This is a genomic window from Amycolatopsis sp. NPDC049868, from assembly GCF_044461365.1.
Classification (GTDB): domain Bacteria; phylum Actinomycetota; class Actinomycetes; order Mycobacteriales; family Pseudonocardiaceae; genus Amycolatopsis.
In genome coordinates this window covers 1,386,304-1,402,129 of the sequence record NZ_JBITKV010000001.1, presented here as the reverse complement: position 1 = coordinate 1,402,129, position 15,826 = coordinate 1,386,304, and the positions used below count along the sequence as shown (strand labels likewise).

Genomic DNA, 15,826 nt, shown 5'->3' with positions numbered 1-15,826 from the left:
CGCTGAGACCGGTTACCGCTCCACCATCGCACCCTTATTGACGCGTTGACAATACCCCGGTGGAAGTTCCGTGAAGGCCTCCTTTACTACCTTGAGGGTAGGGAAGGAGGCCTTCACGGACCGGTCAGGCGAGTTCGGAGCGGACCGTGCGGGCCGCGGCGACCAGGTTCCGCAGGGCCGGTTCGACCTCGGCGTACCCGCGGGTCTTCAGGCCGCAGTCCGGGTTGACCCAGATCCGCTCGGCGGGCACGGCGCCGACGGCGGTCCGCAGCAGGCCGCTGACTTCGTCGGCACCGGGGACACGCGGCGAGTGGATGTCGTAGACACCCGGTCCGACGCCGCGGCCGAAGCCCGCCGCGCCCAGGTCGGTGACGACCTCCATCTTCGACCGCGCGGCCTCGATGCTGGTGACGTCGGCGTCGAGCGCGTCGATCGCTTTGACCACCTCACCGAATTCCGAGTAGCACATATGCGTGTGGATCTGCGTGGCGTCGTCGATCCCGGACGTCGCCAGCCGGAACGACGAAACCGCCCACGCGAAGTACGCCTCGTGCGCCGCCGCGCGCAGGGGGAGGAGCTCCCGCAGCGCCGGCTCGTCGACCTGGATCACGCGGATACCCGCCTCCTGCAGGTCGTGCACCTCGTCGCGGATGGCCAGCGCCACCTGACGGGCGGTCTCGCCCAGCGGCTGATCGTCGCGGACGAACGACCACGCGAGGATCGTCACCGGCCCGGTCAGCATGCCCTTGACGGGTTTGCCGGTGAGGCTCTGCGCGTAGCGTGCCCACTCGACCGTCATCGGCTCCGGACGTGAGACGTCGCCGTACAGGATCGGCGGCCGGACGCAGCGCGAACCGTAGGATTGCACCCAGCCGAAGTCGGTGGCCGCGAAACCGGCCAGCCGCTCGGCGAAGTACTGCACCATGTCGTTGCGTTCTGGCTCACCGTGCACCAGCACGTCGAGGCCGAGGTCTTCCTGGAGCCTGATGACGCGCTCGATCTCCGCCTTCATCGCGGCTTCGTAGCCCGCGTCGTCCAGCGAACCCGCCTTGTGCGCGGCCCGCGCCTTGCGGACGTCGGTGGTCTGCGGGAACGAGCCGATCGTCGTGCTCGGCAACGGCGGCAGCTTCAGCGCGGCCTGCTGAGCCGTCGCGCGCCGGGCATAGGGGGAGCGGATGGTGTCCTCCGGCCGCAACGCTTCCAGCCGCGCGCGTACCCCGCTGTCGGCCAGGTCGGCCGCCGTCGCACGATCCGTGGCCGCGGCACGAGCGGCTGAAAGGTCGATGCCCTCTTCCTGCAGCGCGCGCCCGAGCAGGACTACCTCGTCGACCTTCTGCCTGGCGAAAGCGAGCCAGCCCTTGAGACGCGGGTGGAGCCCGTCTTCCCGCTCGACGTCGTAGGGCACGTGAAGCAATGAGCAGGACGTCGACACGCTGACCGATTTCGCGGTGCCGAGCAACGTCGCCGCCCGGCTGAGCGCGCGGGTCGGGTCGGTGCGCCAGACGTTGCGCCCGTCCACGACGCCGGCCAGAACCTCCTTGTCCCGCAAGGCGGGTTCGGTGGCGACGGAGTCCACAAAGGACTCATCGGTGACGAGGTCGACCGCGATGGCGTCGATCGGGGAGCGGGCGAGCACGCCGAGGCCGCGCCCGAGCCCGCCGAAGTACCCGGCGACCAGGATCTTCGGCCGCACGGTCTCCTTCGCGAGCCGGTGGTAGGCGCGGATGAGCGCGTTGAGTTCCCGCTCGCTGCGATCCGCGGCGAAGGCGGGCTCGTCGAACTGCACCCACTCGACGCCTTCGTCGTGCAGACGCCGCAGTAGTTCGACGTAACCGTCGAGAAGGTTGTCGAGCAGCTCCAGTGGGCGGAAGCCCTCCGGCGCGGCCTCGGCCGGCTTCGCGAGCAGTAGGAACGTCACCGGGCCCACCAGTACCGGCCGGGTCTCGACGCCGATCGCGCGGGCTTCGCGGTACTCGTCGAGCGGCTTGGTGCCGGTGAGCGAGAACCTCGTGTCCGGGCCGAGCTCGGGGACGATGTAGTGGTAGTTCGTGTCGAACCACTTCGTCATCTCCATCGCCGGCGCGTCCTGCACCCCGCGTGCGGCGGCGAAGTAGGTGTCGAGCGATGAGAGGCCGAGCGTGGTGAAGCGTTCCGGCAGCGCTCCGAACAGCTCGGTGGTGTCGAGCACCTGGTCGTAATGGGAGAACGTGTTGGAGGGGACGGAGTCCAGCCCCGCGTCCTTGAGCTCTCGCCAGGTGCGGGTGCGCAGCGCGCGGCCGGTGCCGAGCAATTCGGCCTCGTCGATCTTGCCCGCCCAGTAGCGTTCGAGTGAACGCTTGAGTTCCCGGTCCGGTCCGATCCGGGGGTAGCCCAGCACTGTCGTGCCGATTTCGGTCACAGCTCTCTCCTCGCGAGCTTGTCGTCGGAGCCCGGAGCGCGCGCAGGAGTGACCGCCGTTCGGTCGTGCCCATCCCACGAGGCCCGGACTCACGCACGCCGTCGGCGCGCGTACCACGGGCAGGTCTTCGGACTCGTGGGCGACTCGCTCGCTCCTACCGGCCGTCGCTTCCCGGGGCGCCATGTCCCAGTGCTTTACCGTGTCTCGCACGGTGACGGCTTTCGTTCCCACATACCGCTGCGGGGCAGTCCCGGATTCGCACCGGGTTCCCTGTTACCTCACCCGGCCTGGGAGGTCGGGCGAACCAGTAGCACCTTGGAGCGTACCGCGAAGTAGAAGTACATGAAGGCCCCCTTCCTGTACCTAGGCGCAAGGAAGGGGGCCTTCATGTACTACGGACGGGGGATCAGTCCCAGTCGAGGGCGCCACCGGACTGGTACTCGATGACGCGGGTCTCGAAGAAGTTCTTCTCCTTCTTGAGGTCCATCGCCTCCGACATCCACGGGAACGGGTTCTCCGTCTCGCCGAAGATCGGCGCGAGACCGATCTGCTGCGCCCGCCGGTCGGTGATGAAGTGCATGTACTGCTCGATCAGCTCGGCCGACAGCCCGAGCATGCCGCGCGGCATGGTGTCGCGGGCGTAGGCGACCTCGAGTTCGCAAGCCTCGGTCAGCATGGTGCGGACCTCGGCCTGGAACTCCTCGGTCCACAGGTGCGGGTTCTCGATCTTGATCTGGTTGATGCAGTCGATGCCGAAGTTCAGGTGGATCGACTCGTCGCGCAGGATGTACTGGTACTGCTCGGCGATGCCGACCATCTTGTTCCGGCGGCCGAGCGACAGGATCTGCGCGAAGCCGGTGTAGAACCACATGCCCTCGAAGATCACGTAGAACGCGACGAGGTCACGCAGGAAGTTCTGGTCGGCTTCCGGGGTGCCGGTCTCGAAGTCCGGGTTCTCCAGGTTCTGCGTGTACTTCAGCGCCCACGTGTCCTTGTCCGAAATGGACGGAACTTCGCGGTACATGTTGAACAGCTCGCCCTCGACCAGGCCGAGGCTCTCGCAGATGTACTGGAAGGTGTGCGTGTGCACGGCCTCCTCGAACGCCTGGCGCAGCAGGTACTGGCGGCATTCGGGGTTGGTGATCTGCCGGTACACCGCGAGCACGATGTTGTTGGCCACCAGCGATTCCGCGGTGGCGAAGAAGCCGAGGTTGCGCTTGAGCATGGTGCGCTCGTCCTCGGTGAGGCCGTCGGGCGACTTCCACAGCGCGATGTCGGCCTGCATGGCGACCTCGGTCGGCATCCAGTGGTTGTTGCAGCCGGCGAGGTACTTCTCCCACGCCCAGGTGTACTTCATCGGCAGCAGCTGGTTGACGTCGGCGCGGGCGTTGATCATCCGCTTGTCGTCGACGTTGATGCGGGCGGCGCCGACTTCGATCTCACCGAGGCCCGTGGCGTCGGTGGAGGCGTCAAAGGTGGTCATGGAGGCTCACTTCGGAAGTTGGGGGTCGTGAGTGATCTGGGTCGTCGGAACGACCCAGATCACTCACGAGGGGTCACTGGCAGGCTTCGCAGTCGGGGTCGTCGATCCGGCAGGCGGCGCCTTCGGTGGCGACGAAGTCGACGTCCGAGACCTTCGGCATCTCCTTCGGCTCCGGCTTGGCGGCGGGAACCGCGGCCGGGACCGAGGCCGCCGGGACCGCGGCGGCGGGCGACGGCGACACCGCGGCCGAAGCCGACGGGGCGGGCGAAGCGGCGGGAGCCGGAGCGGCGGCGGGCTTCGGCGAAGCGGGTGCGGCGGGGGCCGGGGTGGCCGAGACCGCGTTCAGCTTGCCGTCGGTGCCGCGCAGGGTGCTCTTCTCCACGTGCGTCGCGGACCGCGCCCGCAGGTAGTACGTGGTCTTGAGGCCCTTGTGCCAGGCGTAGCGGTACAGCTCGTCGAGCTTGCGGCCGCTGGGCGCCGCGATGTACAGGTTCAGCGACTGAGCCTGGTCGATCCACTTCTGGCGCCGCGAACCGGCGTCCACCAGCCACTTGGACTCGATCTCGAACGCGGTCGCGTACAGCGCCTTCAGGTCGTCCGGCACGCGGTCGATCTGGCCGAGGCTGCCGTCGAAGTACTTCAGGTCCGACACCATGACCTCGTCCCACAGCCCGCGCTCCTTGAGCGAGCGGACCAGGTGCGGGTTCACCACGGTGAAGTCACCGGACATGTTCGACTTGACGAACAGGTTCTGGAACAGCGGCTCGATCGACTGCCCGACCCCGCAGATGTTGGAGATCGTCGCGGTCGGCGCGATCGCCATCACGTTGGAGTTGCGCATACCGACGGTCTTGACCCGCTCGCGCAGCGGCGCCCAGTCCAAAGTGGACGAGGTGTCGACGTCGAGCGCGTCGCCCTGGCGGGCGTCGATCAGGAGCTGCATCGAGTCGATCGGCAGGATTCCCTTGCTCCACAAGGAACCCTCGAACGTCTGGTACTGGCCGCGCTCCTCCGCGAGGTCGGTCGAAGCCGAGATCGCGTAGTAGCTGATGTGCTCCATGCTGGTGTCCGCGAACTGGACGGCCTCGGCCGAGGACAGCGGGACACCGATCTCGAACAGCGCGTCCTGGAAGCCCATCAGGCCGAGGCCGATCGGGCGGTGACGCAGGTTGGAGCGGCGCGCCTCCGGGATCGTGTAGAAGTTGATGTCGATCACGTTGTCGAGCATGCGGACCGCGGTGCGCACGGTCTTCTCGAGACGCTTGGTGTCCAAGCCCTCGGGGGTGACGTGCTTGAGCAGGTTCACCGAGCCGAGGTTGCAGACCGCGACCTCGTCGGTGGTGGTGTTCAGGGTGATCTCGGTGCACAGGTTGGACGAGTGCACGACACCAACGTGCTGCTGCGGCGAGCGCAGGTTGCACGGGTCCTTGAAGGTGATCCACGGGTGGCCGGTCTCGAACAGCATGGTCAGCATGCGGCGCCACAGGTCGACCGCGCGGACCTTGCGGAACACCTTCAGCTCACCGCGTTCGGCGGCGGCCTCGTACTCGCGGTAGCGCTCGGCGAACGCGTTGCCGTAGAGGTCGTGCAGGTCCGGGGTCTCGTTCGGCGAGAACAGCGTCCACTGCGCGTCGGCCTCGACGCGGCGCAGGAACTCGTCCGGCACCCAGTTCGCGGTGTTCATGTCGTGCGTACGACGACGGTCGTCACCGGTGTTCTTGCGCAGGTCGAGGAATTCCTCGATGTCCACGTGCCAGGTCTCGAGGTACGCGCAGGCCGCGCCCTTGCGCTTGCCCCCCTGGTTCACCGCGACCGCGGTGTCGTTGGCGATCTTGAGGAACGGCACGACCCCCTGCGACTGGCCGTTGGTGCCCTTGATGTGCGCGCCGAGACCGCGGACCGGGGTCCAGTCGTTGCCGAGACCGCCCGAGTACTTCGCCAGCAGCGCGTTGTTCTTGTACGCCTGGAAGATCGAGTCCAGGTCGTCGTCGACGGTGGTCAGGAAGCAGGACGACAGCTGCGGGCGCGTGGTGCCCGAGTTGAACAGCGTCGGGGTGGACGCCATGAAGTGGAACGTCGAGAGCAGCTCGTAGAACTCGATGGCACGAGCCTCACGGTCGTCCTCGCGGATCGCCAGCCCCATCGCGACGCGCATGAAGAACGCCTGCGGCAGCTCGAACCGGACACCGTCGTGGTGCTGGAAGTACCGGTCGTACAGGGTCTGCAGGCCGAGGAAGCCGAAGTCGAGGTCGCGCTCGGCGTGGATCGCGGCGGTGATCTTGTCCAGGTCGAAGGTCTGGAGCTCGGGGTTGACCAGCTCCAGCTCGATGGCGCGCTTGAGGTAGTCCCGGAAGTACTGCGGGTACCGGGTGGTCATCTCGTCCTGGCTGGCCAGCTGCGGGACACCCGCGAGGTAGCTGAGCGCCTCGCCGCGGAGCTTGTCCGCGAGCAGGCGGGCGCTGACGTAGGAGTAGTTCGGCTCCTGCTCGACGAGCACGCGCGCGGCCATGATCTGGGCGAGGGCGAGCTCGTCGGCGCTGATGCCGTCGTAGAGGTTGCGCTTGGCCTCGGCCAGCACCGGCTCGGCCGAGACGTCGTCGAGGCCGGCGACGGCCTCGCCGACGACGTGCGAGACGCGGGCCCAGTCGAGCGGGCGGAGCGAGCCGTCGGCCGCCTTGACGCTGATGGCGACGTCGGACGACGCGGGCTTCTCGGCCTCACGGGCCTTCGCGCGTTCCTCGCGGTACAGGACGTACGCGCGGGCGACCTTGTGGTGCTCGCCGCGCATCAGCGCGAGCTCGACGATGTCCTGGATCTGCTCGATGTGCAGCGCGGTCTCGGGACCGGCGTGGCGGAGCAGGGTGGTCTCGATCTGCTCGGTCAGCTCCTTGACCAGGTGGTGGATCCGCGACGAGGCGGCCGCGTCACCGCCCTCGACGGCGAGGAAGGCCTTGGTCACGGCGACCGAGATCTTGTTCGCGTCGAAGGGGGACACGCTGCCGTCCCGCCGGATGACTCGCACGGTCGCGGGCGTCGTGTCCGAGGACGAGGGCGGCCGCTGACCGGTTTCCACTGACATACGTAGTCTCCACTGTCTCTGAAAAAAGGCGCGTTGAAGCACCACAAGGCCTCACGAGGCCGTGCGCTGCACGTTCACAAAGCTGTCCGACCACCGCTCCCGAGCGGTCTCCCCGTCGCTGGGCGGTGCCGGTTCCCAGAGACTACATGTAGGGGTCGGAGGCTGCACGTGCCCCAATGGGTGGCGTGTCGCGGTCTCACCCTGGCGGGTTAGACGATCACGCAGCGCGGCTGGTCAACCGCCGAAGACGAGCTTGAAATCGCGCAGGCAGGCGCTCAGGACCGGCCGCTGACCGGCGAGAAAGCCGAACGGCCCGGACTCGTTGATCCGCCAGTCCGCGGCCGCCGGACAAGGTCGAGCCTTCGCCCGGACGGGGCTCCTTTTGAGACGACCGTCCAGCATTTGGACGACGTCGAAGGCCGCGGGCATCCGCACCGGGAGGCTCGGGCGAGGGGTGAAGGCCGCCGTCGCGATCCAGTCTTCCTGGGTGGCCGCCGAGGCGGTGAAGGTCCGCCCGTGGGCGAAGTCGAGCGCGGCGAGATCCTTGGGGATGCCCCATAGCGCCCGCCCGCCGGCGAGCGAGACCTCGCTGTCGACCCAGATGCCGGTGATGGAACTGGAGAGGCGTTCGCCGCGGACCGCGACCGTCGCCAGCAGCTCGTGGTACTGGAGCTGTCCGGGTTCCTGGTAGTCGACCCAGGCTGTGAACACTTGCGCGCGGCCGCCGACCACGATCGGTTCGGCCTCGCCGGGCAGTGCGGGCAGTTCGCTCACCGGGACACGCCAGATCGACAGGTACGCCTGCCCTGCCAGGTTCCAGGGTTCCGGGGGATAGGCGGTCACTTGTTCAGCCATGGCAGGTAGGCGGGCTGGTCGGTGTCGACGCGCATGGAGAACTCCGGTGGTCGCTTCTGCAGGAAGGACACGACCCCTTCGACCGCGTCCGGGCTGGAGCCCAGGCCGCCGATCAGCCGGGAGTCGAGCTCGTGCACGGGGAATGGCGACGCGGCGCTCGCCATCCGGTACAGCAGCTGCCTGGTCACGGCCACCGAGACCGGCGACGTGGTCGCGGCGATCTCGCGAGCCAGTTCGCGGGCCTTGCCGAGCACTTCCTCGGGCTCGTGAACACTGTGGACCAGTCCGGCGGTCTTCGCTTCCTCGGCGCCGAAGACGCGGCCGCTGATCATCCAGTCGAGTGCCGTGCCCATCCCGACGAGCCGGGGGAGGAACCAGGCGGACGCGCCTTCGGGGTAGATCCCGCGGCGGACGAACACGAAACCGAACCGGGAGTCCGTGGCCGCGAGGCGGTAGTCGCACGACAGCGTGATCGTGATGCCGCCGCCGACGGCCGCGCCCCGCAGGGCCGCGATCACCGGCTTGTTCATCGTGAAGATCCGCTTCGAGCAGCGTCCCGCCGGCTCCTGCCACGCCGCGTCGGGCCCGGCCTCCGGATCGAAGTCGAAACCACCTTGCGTGAGGTCTGCGCCCACCGAGAAATCCTTGCCGTTGCCGGTCAGGATCACCACCCGGACGTCCTCGTCGCGGTCGGCCCGGTCCATCGCGTCGCCGAGCTCGTCGGCCATGCGGATGGTGTAGCCGTTGCGGGCCTCGGGCCGGTTGAGCGTGACCGTCGCGATGCGGTCTTCGACCTCGTAGGTGATTTCGGCGTACGCGCTCATAGCGTGAAAGTACCAGTGTTGACAAGGTGTCAACAAGGCTCATTCGACGTCGTCCAGATGGTCCGCGTAGTACTCGACCGCTCGCCGGTACCGCTGGACACCGTCGTCCGCGCTGGTCGCCGCGAGCACCTTCAACAGGGTTCCCGCCGCCTCGCGCGCCTCACCGACGTTGTAGAGCGCCATCGCGAGGAACGTCCTGAGTGCCGCGTCGTCCGGGAACTCGCCGAGTCCGCGTCGCAAGGTCGCCAGCGACTCGTCGTACCGGCCGAGGACGCGGTACGTGCTGCCGAGTCCGACGAACACCCCGTGTCTGTCCTCTGTGGACAGACCGTCGCCCGCGAGCGCCTGTTCGTAGAACGGGGCCGCTTCGGCTTCCAAGCCTGCCGAATCGTGCGCCCACGCGGTTTGGTAGGCGATCACGGCGTCCCGCGGGTTCTTCTCTGCCAGCTCGATCAGCCGCAGGCGTGCCTCGTCGGTACCTTGCTCCCGTAGCCGGATCGCCTCGTTCATGCGACGGCGCCGTCGAAGGGCGGGTAGGTCTCGGCGCCGACCCGCTCCGCCACGACGATGTACTCGGCCAGCGCGTCGCGCGACCGCGTCAGCTTGGCCAGTTGCTCGTCCAGGCGGCCGAGCCGCTCGCGCATCGCGGCCAGCAGTTCGGGGCAGCCGATCAGCTCGGGTTCCTCGCCGATCGCGCAGGGGAGCAGATAGGCGATGTCCTCCGACGACAGGCCCGCGGCGAGCAGATGGCGGATCTGCTTCACCCGTAGCAAAGCCGTCTCGTCGTACTCGCGATAGCCGTTCGTGCCGCGGCTCGCCTCCAGGAGTCCTTGTGCCTCGTAGTAGCGCAACTGATGGGCGTTGACGCCCGTCCGGTGACTCAGTTCACCGATCTTCATCGCTTTCCCCACTTGACCTTCATACCGGTATCAACGTTGACGATCGTGCCATGACGGACAACGTGAACACCCCGATATCGATCGTCGGCCTCGGTCTCATTGGCACCGCGCTCGCCCGCGCGTTCCTGAAGGCGGGGCATCCCACGACCGTGTGGAACCGGACGGCCGCCAAGGCGGACGCGCTCGTGGCCGAAGGCGCCAGGCTCGCGCCCACGATCGGCGACGCGCTCGGCTCGGGCGGCGTGACGATCCTGTGCCTCACCGACTACTCCGCCGTGCGGGAACTGCTCGGAGATGCCGGTCTGAAGGGCACGAAACTGGTCAACCTGACTTCGGGTGACTCCGCGCAAGCGCGGGAAACCGCCGCCTGGGCCGAAAAACAGGGCGCCCACTACCTGGACGGCGCGATCATGGCCATCCCGTCGTCGATCGGGACCGACGAGGCGGTGATCCTTTTGAGCGGACCGCGGCCGGACTTCGACCTCGGTGCGCTCGGCACGATCAGCTACCTCGGAGAGGACGCCGGGCTGGCGTCCCTGTACGACGTCGCCGGCCTGACGATGATGTGGAGCGTCCTCAACGCGTGGCTTCAGGGCACCGCGATGCTCAAGACGGCCGGTGTCGACGCCGCGACGTACGCGCCGTTCGCGCAGCAGATCGCTGTCGGAGTGGCGGGCTGGCTGCCCGGCTACGCGGAACAGGTCGACAAGGGTTCCTTCCCCGCCGAGGTGGCGGCCTTGGAGACCGACGCGCGGACGATGGCGCATCTGGTCGAGGAATGCGAGGCGCTGGGGGTGAACGCCGAACTGCCGAAGCTGTTCAAGGCGATGGCCGACCGGGCGATCGCCGCCGGGCACGGCGGGGAGCAGTACCCGGTGCTGATCCGGGAATTCGAGCGGGGCTGAAGGGGCCCTTCCTCGCGTGACATGCAGGTAAGGGGCCCTTCGCCGCGTCGCATGCGGTGAAGGGCCCCTTCGGCCCCGAGGAAAACAATCAGGCGTGCTTGATTTTTCTGGTGCGGGGTGCCAGCCTGGAGGAGACGCGAGGAGGCGGGCATGGCTGACCTGGGCGTGATCCTTGGGGATCTCGCGGCGGAATCGCAGGCCATCGACGACGTGGTGGCGGAGCTGCCCGCGTCGGACTGGGCGCGGCAGACCCCGGCGGAAGGCTGGACGATCGCCCATCAGATCGCCCATCTGGCCTGGACGGACAAGAAGGCGCTGATCGCGGCGCGCGGATCCGAGGCCGAGTGGCAGGCCGAGATCGAAGGGCTGCTCGCGACAGGGGAGTCCTACGTCGACGACGGGGCCACCGAGGGCGCGAAGACGCCGCCCCGCGAGTTGCTGGAGCAGTGGCGCGCCGGTCGCGCGGAGCTCGCCGAAGCACTCGCCGCGGTGCCCGACGGACAGAAGATCCCCTGGTACGGCCCGCCGATGAGCGCCGCGTCCATGGTGACGGCGCGCCTCATGGAGACCTGGGCGCACGGCCAGGACATCTTCGACGCGCTCGGCCTCGGACGGGAGAACACGGCTAGGATCTGGCATATCGCCCGGTTCGGCACCCGCACCCGTGACTTCGCGTACAAGCTCAACTCGCTCGCGCCGCCCACCGGGGAATTCCGTGTCGAGCTGGCCGCGCCCGACGGCACCACCTGGGCTTTCGGGCCGGAGGACGCCGGACAGCGGCTCACCGGGAGCGCGGTCGACTTCTGCCTCGTGATCACCCAGCGCCGTCACCCCGACGACACCGATCTGGTCGCCACGGGCAAGGACGTCGAGGAATGGCTGGGGATCGCGCAGGCGTTCGCCGGGCCTCCCGGGGCCGGGCGACGGCCGGGACAGTTCGCATGACCGCGGCCCCGATCCGCATCGGCAACGCGTCCGGGTTCTACGGCGACCGGTTCTCCGCGGTCCACGAGATGCTGACCGGCGGCCCGCTCGACGTGCTGACCGGCGACTACCTCGCCGAGCTGACCATGCTCATCCTCGGCCGCGACCGGATGAAGGACCCGAATCGCGGTTACGCCAAGACCTTCCTGCGTCAGATGGAACAGAATCTCGCGCTGGCCAAGGAAAAAGGCGTCAAGATCGTCGCGAACGCCGGTGGGCTCAACCCCGCCGGGCTCGCGGACGCGCTCCGCGAACTCGCCGCGAAACTCGGCGTCGACGTCGCGATCGCGCACGTCGAGGGCGACGACCTCATTCAGCGCGCCGAAGAGCTCGGCTTCGGCAAGACCTTGACCGCCAACGCCTATCTCGGCGCGTGGGGGATCACGGAATGCCTGAACGCGGGCGCCGACATCGTGGTGACCGGACGCGTCACCGACGCGTCGGTGATCGTCGGCCCGGCCGCCGCGCGTTTCGGCTGGGCGCGCGACGACTACGACGCTCTGGCCGGTGCGGTCGCCGCCGGGCACGTGATCGAATGCGGGACGCAGGCCACCGGCGGCAACTACGCCTTCTTCACCGAGCACGAGATCGGCGTCCCGGGGTTCCCGATCGCCGAGATCTCCGCCGACGGCTCCAGCGTGATCACCAAACACCCCGGCACCGGCGGTGTCGTGAACGCCGGAACCGTGACCGCGCAACTGCTCTACGAGATCACCGGCGCCCGCTACGCCGGGCCGGACGTCACGACGCGGTTCGACACGCTGACCCTCACCGAGGACGGCCCGGACCGCGTCCGGATCAGTGGCGTCACGGGCGAGCCGCCGCCTCCGACGCTCAAGGTCTGCCTGAACGGGCTCGGCGGTTTCCGCAACGAGACGACGTTCGTCCTCACCGGACTCGACATCGAGGCGAAAGCCGCTCTGGTCAAGGAACAACTCGAAGGCGCGCTCAAGGCCCGCCCGCCCGCCGACGTCAAGTGGACTCTGGCCCGCACCGACCGGCCCGACGCCGAAACCGAGCAGCAGGCGAGCGCGCTGCTGCACGTCGCGGTGAAGGACGCCGATCCGGAGGTCGCGGGGCGCGCGTTCAGCGGCGCGGCGATCGAACTCGCGCTGGCGAGCTACCCCGGGTTCCATGTCACCGCGCCGCCCGCGGCCGCCTCGCCCTACGGCGTGTACCGGCCCGCGTTCGTCGACGCGCACGAGGTCCCGCACATTGCCGTCCTGCCGGACGGAACGCGCCGCGACATCACGCCCGCCACCGAAACACTGCCTCTGTCCGAAGTGGACGATGAGCGGCCGATGCCGGCACCGTTCACTCAGGCGCAGGTCCGGCGGGCACCGCTCGGCAAGGTCGTAGGTGCCCGCAGCGGAGACAAGGGCGGCAACGCGAACGTCGGCGTCTGGGCGCGTTCCGACGAGGCGTGGCGCTGGCTCGCGCACCGGCTCACCGTCACCGAGTTCAAACTGCTGCTCCCGGAGACCGCGGATCTTGAGGTCCGGCGGCATCTGCTCCCGAACCTGCGGGCGGTCAACTTCGTCGTCGAAGGCATCCTCGGCGAGGGCGTCGCGTCGCAGGCGCGGTTCGACCCGCAGGCGAAGGCGCTCGGGGAATGGCTGCGCTCCCGCGAGATCGACATCCCGGAGGCCCTCCTGTGACCGACCCCTTCGCCACGCCGGAACGCGCGGAACTGCGCAAGACCGTCCGGCGGTTCGCCGAAACCGAGATCCTGCCGCACCTCGAAGACTGGGAACGCGAGGGCGAACTGCCCCGCGACCTGCACCGCAAGGCCGGGGAACTCGGGCTGCTCGGCGTCGGCTTCCCCGAGGAGGTCGGCGGCGGGGGCGGCGACTATCTCGACGCCGTCGTCATCGCCGAGGAACTGCACTACGCGGGCGGTTCCGGTGGCCTGTTCGCCTCGCTGTTCACCTGCGGTATCGCCGTCCCGCATATCGCGGCGGCCGGGGATCCGGTGCAGATCGAACGCTGGGTCCGGCCGACACTGGAGGGCGCCAAGATCGGCTCGCTCGCGGTCACCGAACCCGACGGCGGCTCCGATGTCGCCGGGATCCGCACGACGGCGGTGCGCGAGGGCGACGAGTACGTCATCAACGGCGCCAAGACCTTCATCACCTCGGGCTGCCGCGCCGACTTCGTGACCACCGTGGTCCGCACCGGTGAAGCAGGCGCCCACGGGATCTCGCTGATCGTCGTCGAGCGCGGTACACCAGGCTTCACCGTCTCCCGCAAGCTGGAGAAGATGGGCTGGCTCTGCTCGGACACCGCCGAGCTGTCCTATGTGGATGCCCGGGTACCCGCGGAGAACCTGATCGGCGCCGAGAACAGCGGCTTCGCGCAGGTCGCCACCCAGTTCGTCACCGAGCGGGTCTCGCTGGCCGTGCAGGGCTACGCGCACGCGCAGCGGGCACTCGACCTGACCTTGGACTGGTGCCGCCTGCGCGAGACCTTCGGCCGCCCGCTGATCTCCCGTCAGCTGGTGCAGCACAAGCTCACCGAGATGGCCCGCAAGATCGACGTCGCCCGCACCTACACCCGGCAGGTCGCGCAGCGGCACGTCGCGGGCGAAGAGGTCATCGCCGAAGCCTGTTTCGCGAAGAACACCGCCGTCGAGACCGCCGAATGGGTGGTCAACGAGGCCGTGCAGCTGCACGGCGGACTCGGCTACATGCGGGAGTCCGAAGTGGAGCGTCACTACCGTGACGTGCGCATCCTCGGTATCGGCGGCGGGACCAACGAGATCCTCACCGGCTTGGCCGCGAAGCGACTGGGATACACCGCATGAGCACGATCAGGTCTACTGTGGACTCAAGGAGCGAGGAGTTCGCGGCGAACCGCGAGTCCATGCTCGGCAAACTCGCCGAGATCGACGGCGAGCACGCCAAGGCGATCGCGGGTGGCGGCGAGAAGTACGTCGCCCGGCACCGCAAACGCGGCAAGCTGCTGGCCCGCGAGCGGATCGAGCTCCTCCTCGACGAGGACTCGCCGTTCCTGGAACTGTCGCCCCTGGCGGCGTGGGGTTCGGACTACCAGGTCGGCGCCAGCGTGATCACCGGCATCGGCGTCGTCGAAGGCGTCGAGTGCATGATCTCCGCCAGCGACCCGACGGTCAAAGGCGGGGCGAGCAACCCGTGGACGGCCAAGAAGAGCTACCGCGCCGCGGACATCGCCGCGCAGAACCGCCTGCCGGTGATCAACCTCGTCGAGTCCGGCGGGGCGGATCTGCCGACGCAGAAGGAGATCTTCATCCCCGGCGGCCGGATCTTCCGCGACATCACGCGGTCCTCGGCGGCGAAGGTGCCCACGATCGCGCTGGTGTTCGGCAACTCGACCGCGGGCGGCGCGTACCTGCCCGGCATGTCGGACTACGTCGTGATGGTCAAGGAACGCGCGAAGGTGTTCCTCGGCGGGCCGCCGCTGGTCAAGATGGCGACCGGCGAGGAGTCCGACGACGAATCGCTCGGCGGCGCCGAAATGCACGCCCGCACCTCGGGGCTCGCCGACTATCTCGCGGCGGACGAAGAGGACGCGATCCGGCTCGGGCGCAGTATCGTCAAACGGCTCAACTGGACCAAACAGGGCCCGACGCCGAAGCCGGACTACGCCGAGCCGCTGTACTCCGCCGAAGACCTGCTCGGCATCGTGCCCACCGACCTGAAGGTGCCGTTCGACCCGCGCGAGGTGATCGCCAGGGTCGCCGACGGTTCGGACTTCGACGAGTTCAAACCTTTGTACGGCAGCAGCCTCGCCACCGGCTGGGCGAGCATTCACGGCTACCCCGTCGGCATCCTCGCCAACGCCCAAGGTGTGCTGTTCGGCGAGGAGTCGCAGAAGGCCGCGCAGTTCATCCAGCTGGCCAACCAGATCGACACACCGCTGGTCTTCCTGCACAACACCACCGGCTACATGGTCGGCAAGGAGTACGAGCAGAGCGGCATCATCAAACACGGCGCGATGATGATCAACGCCGTGTCGAACTCGAAGGTGCCGCATCTGTCGGTGCTCATGGGCGCCTCCTACGGTGCCGGGCACTACGGCATGTGCGGCCGTGCTTACGATCCCCGCTTCCTCTTCGCCTGGCCCAGCGCGAAATCCGCGGTCATGGGGCCGCAGCAGCTGGCTGGCGTGCTGTCCATCGTGGCCCGTGCCGCCGCCGCGTCGCGGGGGCAGGAGTACAACGAGGAGCACGACGCCGCCATGCGCGCCATGGTCGAGGGGCAGATCGAAGCTGAGTCGATGCCGATGTTCCTCTCCGGGATGCTCTACGACGACGGGATCATCGATCCCCGCGACACCCGCACGGTGCTCGGGCTCAGCCTGTCCGTGATCCACAATGGACCAGTGAAGGGCGCCGAGGGCTTCGGCGTCTTCAGGATGTGAG

The 15,826-nt window shown here is 68.4% G+C and carries 12 protein-coding genes and 1 riboswitch; of the genes, 5 read left to right on the top strand and 7 right to left on the bottom strand.

The window, feature by feature from the left end; translation table 11 throughout:
- Window positions 1–124: 124 nt before the first annotated feature.
- The 7 genes from metE to ACIBTM_RS06660 form a co-directional block, all read right to left on the bottom strand.
- Window positions 125–2,398 (bottom strand): 5-methyltetrahydropteroyltriglutamate--homocysteine S-methyltransferase, encoded by a 2,274-nt coding sequence (gene metE / locus ACIBTM_RS06690; RefSeq protein ID WP_395875552.1) that lies wholly within the window; start codon window positions 2,396–2,398, stop codon window positions 125–127.
- A 100-nt stretch (window positions 2,399–2,498) separates the two neighbouring features.
- Window positions 2,499–2,722, bottom strand: a riboswitch (cobalamin riboswitch).
- A gap of 82 nt (window positions 2,723–2,804) precedes the next feature.
- A complete protein-coding gene (locus ACIBTM_RS06685) occupies window positions 2,805–3,881 on the bottom strand; it encodes a ribonucleotide-diphosphate reductase subunit beta (protein ID WP_395875551.1) in 1,077 nt (358 codons plus the stop codon).
- A 73-nt stretch (window positions 3,882–3,954) separates the two neighbouring features.
- Window positions 3,955–6,960 (bottom strand): ribonucleoside-diphosphate reductase subunit alpha, encoded by a 3,006-nt coding sequence (locus ACIBTM_RS06680; protein WP_395875550.1) that lies wholly within the window; start codon window positions 6,958–6,960, stop codon window positions 3,955–3,957.
- A 234-nt stretch (window positions 6,961–7,194) separates the two neighbouring features.
- Window positions 7,195–7,815: an acetoacetate decarboxylase family protein gene (locus ACIBTM_RS06675; RefSeq protein ID WP_395875549.1), complete on the bottom strand. Its 621-nt coding sequence runs from the start codon at window positions 7,813–7,815 to the stop codon at window positions 7,195–7,197.
- On the bottom strand, window positions 7,800–8,639 hold the full coding sequence (locus ACIBTM_RS06670; protein ID WP_395875548.1) for an enoyl-CoA hydratase-related protein: 840 nt from the start codon (window positions 8,637–8,639) through the stop codon (window positions 7,800–7,802). The genes ACIBTM_RS06675 and ACIBTM_RS06670 overlap by 16 nt, the downstream gene beginning before the upstream one ends.
- Before the next feature lie 39 nt (window positions 8,640–8,678).
- Window positions 8,679–9,149: a tetratricopeptide repeat protein gene (locus ACIBTM_RS06665; protein ID WP_395875547.1), complete on the bottom strand. Its 471-nt coding sequence runs from the start codon at window positions 9,147–9,149 to the stop codon at window positions 8,679–8,681.
- A complete protein-coding gene (locus tag ACIBTM_RS06660; RefSeq protein WP_395875546.1) occupies window positions 9,146–9,538 on the bottom strand; it encodes a MerR family transcriptional regulator in 393 nt (130 codons plus the stop codon). Before ACIBTM_RS06660 ends, ACIBTM_RS06665 begins: the two co-directional genes overlap by 4 nt.
- 50 nt (window positions 9,539–9,588) lie before the next feature.
- Here ACIBTM_RS06660 and ACIBTM_RS06655 point away from each other — a divergent pair, with 50 nt between their 5' ends.
- From ACIBTM_RS06655 to ACIBTM_RS06635, 5 genes are all read left to right on the top strand, one after another.
- Window positions 9,589–10,443, top strand: a complete 855-nt coding sequence (locus ACIBTM_RS06655) for an NAD(P)-dependent oxidoreductase (protein WP_395875545.1) — start codon at window positions 9,589–9,591, stop codon at window positions 10,441–10,443.
- Window positions 10,444–10,593: 150 nt separating this feature from the next.
- Window positions 10,594–11,388 carry a TIGR03084 family metal-binding protein gene (locus tag ACIBTM_RS06650; RefSeq protein ID WP_395875544.1) on the top strand — a complete coding sequence of 265 codons (795 nt, stop codon included), beginning with the start codon at window positions 10,594–10,596 and terminating at the stop codon, window positions 11,386–11,388.
- Entirely contained in the window at window positions 11,385–13,085 is a 1,701-nt protein-coding gene (locus ACIBTM_RS06645) for an acyclic terpene utilization AtuA family protein (protein ID WP_395875543.1), read from the top strand. The genes ACIBTM_RS06650 and ACIBTM_RS06645 overlap by 4 nt, the downstream gene beginning before the upstream one ends.
- A complete protein-coding gene (locus ACIBTM_RS06640) occupies window positions 13,082–14,230 on the top strand; it encodes an acyl-CoA dehydrogenase family protein (protein WP_395875542.1) in 1,149 nt (382 codons plus the stop codon). Before ACIBTM_RS06645 ends, ACIBTM_RS06640 begins: the two co-directional genes overlap by 4 nt.
- On the top strand, window positions 14,227–15,825 hold the full coding sequence (locus ACIBTM_RS06635) for a carboxyl transferase domain-containing protein (RefSeq protein WP_360094916.1): 1,599 nt from the start codon (window positions 14,227–14,229) through the stop codon (window positions 15,823–15,825). Before ACIBTM_RS06640 ends, ACIBTM_RS06635 begins: the two co-directional genes overlap by 4 nt.
- Window position 15,826: the final 1 nt, after the last annotated feature.

Bases quoted from the DNA above. Each gene is read 5' to 3' on its own strand.
- ACIBTM_RS06680 (WP_395875550.1), bottom strand. From the start codon at position 6,960: ATGTCAGTGGAAACCGGTCAGCGGCCGCCCTCGTCCTCGGACACGACG.
- ACIBTM_RS06635 (WP_360094916.1), top strand. From the start codon at position 14,227: ATGAGCACGATCAGGTCTACTGTGGACTCAAGGAGCGAGGAGTTCGCG.
- ACIBTM_RS06670 (WP_395875548.1), bottom strand. From the start codon at position 8,639: ATGAGCGCGTACGCCGAAATCACCTACGAGGTCGAAGACCGCATCGCG.
- ACIBTM_RS06665 (WP_395875547.1), bottom strand. From the start codon at position 9,149: ATGAACGAGGCGATCCGGCTACGGGAGCAAGGTACCGACGAGGCACGC.
- ACIBTM_RS06650 (WP_395875544.1), top strand. From the start codon at position 10,594: ATGGCTGACCTGGGCGTGATCCTTGGGGATCTCGCGGCGGAATCGCAG.
- ACIBTM_RS06655 (WP_395875545.1), top strand. From the start codon at position 9,589: ATGACGGACAACGTGAACACCCCGATATCGATCGTCGGCCTCGGTCTC.
- ACIBTM_RS06685 (WP_395875551.1), bottom strand. From the start codon at position 3,881: ATGACCACCTTTGACGCCTCCACCGACGCCACGGGCCTCGGTGAGATC.
- ACIBTM_RS06645 (WP_395875543.1), top strand. From the start codon at position 11,385: ATGACCGCGGCCCCGATCCGCATCGGCAACGCGTCCGGGTTCTACGGC.
- ACIBTM_RS06660 (WP_395875546.1), bottom strand. From the start codon at position 9,538: ATGAAGATCGGTGAACTGAGTCACCGGACGGGCGTCAACGCCCATCAG.
- ACIBTM_RS06675 (WP_395875549.1), bottom strand. From the start codon at position 7,815: ATGGCTGAACAAGTGACCGCCTATCCCCCGGAACCCTGGAACCTGGCA.